The organism is Natrialba chahannaoensis JCM 10990, assembly GCF_000337135.1.
Classification (GTDB): Archaea; Halobacteriota; Halobacteria; order Halobacteriales; family Natrialbaceae; genus Natrialba; species Natrialba chahannaoensis.
Genome location: NZ_AOIN01000059.1, coordinates 127,770 through 134,040 on the forward strand (window position 1 = coordinate 127,770; position 6,271 = coordinate 134,040).

Annotated in this window: 5 protein-coding genes; 4 read left to right on the forward strand and 1 reads right to left on the reverse strand. The window is 57.2% G+C overall.

Annotation, left to right across the window (positions count from 1 at the left end; all coding sequences use genetic code 11):
- The first annotated feature begins 37 nt into the window (after nucleotides 1-37).
- From C482_RS10835 to C482_RS10845, 3 genes are all read left to right on the forward strand, one after another.
- Nucleotides 38-877 (forward strand): MBL fold metallo-hydrolase, encoded by an 840-nt coding sequence (locus C482_RS10835; protein ID WP_006167665.1) that lies wholly within the window; start codon nucleotides 38-40, stop codon nucleotides 875-877.
- A gap of 131 nt (nucleotides 878-1,008) precedes the next feature.
- Complete coding sequence (locus C482_RS10840; RefSeq protein ID WP_006167666.1) at nucleotides 1,009-3,309, forward strand: midas domain-containing protein; 2,301 nt, start codon at nucleotides 1,009-1,011, stop codon at nucleotides 3,307-3,309.
- A 100-nt stretch (nucleotides 3,310-3,409) separates the two neighbouring features.
- Entirely contained in the window at nucleotides 3,410-4,351 is a 942-nt protein-coding gene (locus C482_RS10845; protein ID WP_006167667.1) for a hypothetical protein, read from the forward strand.
- Between the two features lie 158 nt (nucleotides 4,352-4,509).
- Here the strand turns inward: C482_RS10845 and C482_RS10850 are convergent, their stop codons facing one another.
- On the reverse strand, nucleotides 4,510-5,169 hold the full coding sequence (locus C482_RS10850; protein ID WP_241431915.1) for a hypothetical protein: 660 nt from the start codon (nucleotides 5,167-5,169) through the stop codon (nucleotides 4,510-4,512).
- Between the two features lie 159 nt (nucleotides 5,170-5,328).
- On the opposite strand from C482_RS10850, the gene C482_RS20440 reads away from it, so the two are divergent.
- Complete coding sequence (locus tag C482_RS20440) at nucleotides 5,329-5,922, forward strand: helix-turn-helix transcriptional regulator (protein ID WP_083858610.1); 594 nt, start codon at nucleotides 5,329-5,331, stop codon at nucleotides 5,920-5,922.
- The last annotated feature ends 349 nt before the right edge of the window (nucleotides 5,923-6,271 follow it).

Genomic DNA, 6,271 nt, shown 5'->3' on the forward strand with positions numbered 1-6,271 from the left:
AGTAACACTTACCCAACCAGTCCGCCCATCATCAGCTATGATCCAAAGCGACTGGGGAGACTGGCTCGTACGCGACGTCGAAGACGCCTCGCCGGATGGCGTCTCTATCTGGTACCTGGGCTGTAACGGCTTCATCCTCAAGGGAAGTGACGAGACGACGATCTACATCGATCCGTACGTCGGTCTGGGTGACCCGCCACGAACGATCCGGATGATCCCCGTCCCGTTCGATCCCAACGATGTCGACGAGGCCGACGCGGTGCTCGCGACACACGAGCACACCGACCACGTCCACGGCCCGAGTCAGGCACCGATCCTCGCGAACACGGGCGCGACGTTCTACGCTCCCGACGACAGCCTCGCGGTCGCGCGCGAAGAGGAATCCTGGTCCGACGAGTGGGACGTAAGAGACGACCAGTTCAGTGAGGTCAGCGAGGGCGACACGGTCGAGATTGGCGAGTTCACTATCAATGTCGAAATGGCGAACGACCCCGACGCGAGCCATCCCGTGAGCTACGTCATCGAACACGACGCCGGTACGTTCTTCCACGGCGGCGACACCAAGCCGAGCGACGAGTTCGAACGCATCGGTACGGAGTACGACATCGACCTCGGCGTGCTCGCGTTCGGTACCGTCGGCCAGATTCCGGACAAGGAAACCCGCGAGCCGAAACGAACACGCTGGTACAACGACGAGAACCAGATCGTCGAATCGGCAGCGGCGCTCGACCTCGACCGCCTCGCACCAAGCCACTGGGACATGTGGAAGGGACTGACCTCGGATCCGAAGGTGCTTCACCACCACGCACAGAGCTTCGCGTCCCCACAGCGGCTCGATATCATCGAGATCGGCGACCGGATCGAACTCGAGTCGTAGTGACGGACCGCAGGGCTCCTGTCAGAATCTAACATCGTCAGTTCGGATGTGACAAGTCTCCCCTGCAGAAACGATTGGGCCGCCGTGACTGTCCGTATCATTTATAGTAATGGTCTAGTAACGTTGGTCCCATGAGTAACACCGCCGACACGGACGACGTGGTCGAGGTCAGTGCTGACGGGCTAACCGTCCGAAAAACGTTCGCGGCGGACGAGTTTCCCGTACCTGCCCTCCGCTTTGAAGTCGAATCCGAGCACGACGAGCAGGTCGCGTTTCGACTCTCCGAAGACATCCCTGAATCGTTCCCGATGGACAAGGTCGGGTTCCACCCCGAGTACTACAGCGACGACTGGACCGCATTCCAGGACAATCGCGTCGAATTTACCCACACGATCGAGCCCGACGAACAGCTCGTGACGGTGTATGGCATCCGCATCGACGACGAATCGGTCGTTCCCGACTTCCTCGGTGACCCCGAAATCGTCGAAGTCAGCTCCGAGGCCGACGCGAGCAGCGGCGGTGACGAAATCGACGACGCCGTCATCGACAGCATCGTCTCCGATGAGCGTACGCAGGCAGTCAAGGATATGATCGCCGGTGACTCCGGCTCAGTGCCGGGACTCGAGACCGAGCAGACCGACGATACGCCAGCTGCGGACGCGGCGAGCACAGACGCAGAGCAGGAAAGCGCGGACGAAGACGGCAAAGGAGACATCGAACTCGAGCTCGAGGACGAAACCGACGCGCTCGATCTCACTCCCGACGACGGAGACGAACCCGACATCGACGACTCCGGCGACCTCAATCTGGACCTCGACGATGTCGACCCGCTCTCGGGTGCAGACACAGACGCAGACACAGACGCAGACGCAGGGGCAGCGAGCGACGAAACCGACAGAGACGCCCCCGACATCGACCTTGGTTTCAACGACGACGAAATTTCAGACCTCGACGAGGACGAGACCATCTCGAGTGCCCTCAGTTCGGAAACAGCAACCGATGCAGAGGGTGACGACGAAACCCTCGAACTCGAACCCGACAACAACGACGAGCCCGGGCTCGAACTCGAGTTGGACGAGGACGACCTGGATCTGGATGCAGACTCCGACGGCGAGTTAGCTGAGGCTGACTCGGAGACAGAACTGGACGCGCCGGAAGCAGTGGATGAGGTTGCCGACGAAGTGGAAGACAGTGAAGCGGGTGAAGAGAGTAAGGAGAGTGCAGATGAGGGCGTGGAGGAAGTCGTAGAAGACGACGGAAGCGATGAAAACGACGAAAACGACGAAAACGACGAAAACGATATTGTCGACACTGACGACTCCGGCTCCGATACCGAAACAGACAGCCAAACCGAAACCGAAACCGAACTCGAGTCCGGCGACGAAACCGTCGACTTCGGTGGACAGGAGGAGACGGACGATGTCGACACCGATGCTGATGAGACCGATGACTCACCGGTTTCAGAACCCGACAACGCCGAAATCGACGAGGGAGACGGCGGAACGGCTTCCGACGACACTGACGTTGGCGATGTCGATGACACCGACTCGGCACCCGCTACCGAACCGGCAGACACCACGAGCCTCGCCAGCCAGCTCGCAACCGAACTCCGAACCGACGACCTCGAAGACGAAGACCGCACAGCCATCCGCGAGGCGCTCGAACTCGACAACCTCGACGACGGGGATGTCGCGTCCGACGATGCGGAGACGGACACAGCCGACACGCCGCCCGCCAGCGCCCAGCAGGCAAAGCTCACCCACCTCCAGACCCGCGTCGAGGAGGTCGCCGCCTACACCGACGCACTCGAGTCCTTCCTCGGTGAGAACGGCACCGACGAGCAGATCATCGAGGAGTTCCGCGGCGAACTCGCCGCCTTCGAAGATGAGCTCTCGTCGATGACCGACCAACTCGAGGCCACCGACTCGCAGGTCGACGCACTCGAAACCGAAGTCGACACACTCACTGACTGGACGACGGATCTCGAAGACGGCCTCGCGTCGACCACGGACGACGTCGAGACGCTCGACGACCGAACCGAGCGCATCGACGGCGATGTCGACGACGTTGCCGCCGACCTGGAGACGGTCGATGCCGATGTTGACCAACTCGAGACGGAACTCACGTCGGAACTCGAGACGGTCGACGGCGCTGTCGACAGCGTCGAGAGTCGCGTTGAGGATCTCGAGGCGACGGTCGACAGTCTGGCAGACGAGCTTCAGACCGCGGTCGACGATCTCGGCACGGATATCGACTCCGTCGAAGCTGACGTTTCGGCCGTCGAAAGCGACGTGACGGCCGTTGCAGATGACGTGGACGCTGTCGAAGACGATGTCGAGCGCGTCGAGCGCGACCTCGACGACGTTCGCGACGACGTGACCGAGATTCAGGAGTGGCGCGACCAGCTCGGCTCGATGTTCTCGGACTCTTAAGGACGAATCGAAGACGACAGGAACCAGCGCGGATACGCGGACGCGGCTATTTTCCGACGAAACGCAACTCGTTTATCTCTCGCCGGGTGAGAACCCGTCGATGGGCGAGACGATTCCGATCGCAGTTCCTCGCAAAGGACGACCACTCGAGTCGGTACTCGATCGACTCGCGAGTCGGCTTGGCGTCCCGGATCTCGCAGACGAGATTACGTCGACGCTTCGCCACGAAAAGGCCCTGACGAAGGGCTCGCTGGATCCAGACGAGGAGAACGTGTACCATCGTCTCGCAGACTACAGCACGATCGACGACCCGATCGCACCGGAATATACGCTCGTCCGGGATACGCGCGCCGGCAAGCCACGGCGGATCGTCTTCGATAGCGTAACGATTCCGCTCGACGGCGCAGATGGAGTTGGCCTCGACGGAACCAACAGCAATGCGTCAATCCAACTCGTCGGCCGCGAGGAACCGTTCCGCGCACTTCGTACTCACGAGTTCGCGCTCGGGTTCGATAGCGCTGACCTCGTCTTAGAAGAGGTCGTCGACCTCCGTCCAGACCCACTCGGTCGGATCGCAGATATCAACGCTCGAATCGACCCTGCAGAATCCGACGTTCGCGTCGTCACCGGCCTCGGAGACACCGTCTATCACACGCTGATGGGTAGTCCCGAAACCGTCCCTGCTGCGACCACGCTGGACCGCGAGTACCTCGACGGTTATGAGGGTCCACTCTGTATCGAACCACGATACGAACGCCTGGTCCGGGCCGTCCTTGGAACTAGTGTTCTCGAAGACATCCAGTTCCAGTACCCCGATGAGGGCCACGAAGAGGAGGCCGCCATCGCTGACACCGGCCTCGGTGTCTACCTCACCGTCACCGGCTCGACCGCGCGTGAACACGGCCTTCTGCTCGGCGAGCAACTGTTCCCGAGCGAGACGGTGCTACTCGAGAGCACCCCCGAAATATCGGAGGAGGTCGCAGCCGTTCGGTCGCTGTTGAACGGCGGCGATCTCGAGACGGAACTCGCTGTCGAACAATAATTTGTTTCCGAATAGATCCCTCACTGTTCGTTCTTGTACTATGCTCAGACGTAGTATATTAGGGATAGGTAGGAATATACTCGCAGAGAGAGAGAGAGAAATCAAATCATATACAGGTAGATTGCATTACTGATAGACGTGAGTGAAACGTGTACCACTCACGGTCCACGAACGGTACCGTCAGAGTAAGAGTGTGATTCGTTTAATGCCTCCCAATCAGTGATCTCTATCACAGCGTTGTTTTCCATATCAATATCAACGGTATAGGCGGGTGGCTCAGTAGCATGTGGTCGGACTATGATGGACGCCCGGTCCTCGGCATAATTCTGCTCACGATCAATTCGGACACTATCCTCGGAGGTGGATTCGATGTGTATCTGACTCCCACTGTCGTCCGTGCCGTTGAGTCGCAACTGATCTGTCTCCCAGTCTAGTTCCTGAATCGGCTGGAAGGGAACCTCATAGTCGTCTTTGTCTGCAAGGTACTGCTGAATGAGATCCTGCTCAGTAGCGAGCGAAATCGCCTCTACTCGTTGCTGATCAGTGAACGGCGTGTTTTGTTCAGTACTAATTTCATACTTCCCAGGAGCAGTTTCAACGAGTTCAACTGAGGTCACGTTAGACAGGTCATCAGTGAGCACGTACGTTTCACCCCTATCTGTTACTGTGACAGTTTCTTCAGTGATCTGGAATTCTGTCGGTTGTCCATCCGCTAGAATACCAGTCATCCCGACCACTGTTCCAACACCGGCTAGAATAGTCCCGACTGCTGCCAAGCTAACCAGCAGTATCACAGTGCGCCTTACGTTGCTAGTCACACAACAGCAATCGGTGAAACGCCTGATAAGCGATGTGATGAAAACGGGTTGGAAATCGATGAAACGCATTTCATCGGGTTGCAGTGGCTTTTCACAGTTATTTCACATGGAGAAACCAACAGGTTCTTAGCAAATAGTAGTTCACACATCCTCATGCGTATGACGTCTCTCCACGGTACGCAATTGCTTGCAGCCGTCGCATTTCTTGCAGCGACGCTTGTTCTTGCTGTCCAGTTAATCAACCCGACCCCTGTGCAAGTCTCGATCGCGAATGATGGATCACAAGTTGTCGAACTAAGCAACCAGTTCCAGTACCGAGAGGTCGGGATTATTGCAGTTTCAGCGTGTTTACTTGGTGCTAGTGGAATGTATCTCGCCGTTAGCACACACCGAAGACAGACAGAACCTGTTGCTGTAACTCACAGCTATTCGTCTCCGCTAGCAGATGGAACCGAAAACTCGGCGGATAGTACTAACCCAAGTCTACCAACAGCAGAGGAGATTGTGGAGAGTCATCGAGAACAGGTAGATGGGATAACAAACGGACTTAGCGATAACGAAGAAGAAGTGTATACCCTCGTTCTGGATTCCAATGGAGAAGTTCAGCAACGAAAGATCACCGAAGACACCACACTATCAGAAGCAACCGTGAGTCGAACACTCGATACGCTCGAAACGAAAGGGTTAGTCGAGCGAAAACGACGTGGAATGGGAAACGTCGTCGTCCTCAGAGAGCTAGCTGCATATAAGTAGTCACTTGTGGAATCAGTGTGGTATCCCCATTTATTCCACAATTTTCGCTGATTTGGAAAGTGTTTGAATCGTATTTAGGGCTTTTCCAATCAAGAGCTATCTACTCTTTCAGACAACGGTGGTGTGAGGGCGATTCACGACGGGAGAACGTTTGGTCAATAGTCCCGACCTACCAGAAGGACTGCCACACACCCGCTGACGTGCTACCTCCGCTCTCCCATCAAACTCGCTCTCAAGATAGCGTGATCAAAATGAGATACACGCTCTTCTGTAGGAGATTGTTGATACTGGTCAGTTGTCGCTGTGGAATCGAAGAGAGCAAGGACACCGCGTCAGCGGTGTCCGTTAG

What these genes read in the sequence shown, in the direction of transcription:
- C482_RS10835 (WP_006167665.1), top strand. Translation starts at nt 38, where the DNA reads ATGATCCAAAGCGACTGGGGAGACTGGCTCGTACGCGACGTCGAAGAC.
- C482_RS10840 (WP_006167666.1), top strand. Translation starts at nt 1,009, where the DNA reads ATGAGTAACACCGCCGACACGGACGACGTGGTCGAGGTCAGTGCTGAC.
- C482_RS10845 (WP_006167667.1), top strand. Translation starts at nt 3,410, where the DNA reads ATGGGCGAGACGATTCCGATCGCAGTTCCTCGCAAAGGACGACCACTC.
- C482_RS20440 (WP_083858610.1), top strand. Translation starts at nt 5,329, where the DNA reads ATGACGTCTCTCCACGGTACGCAATTGCTTGCAGCCGTCGCATTTCTT.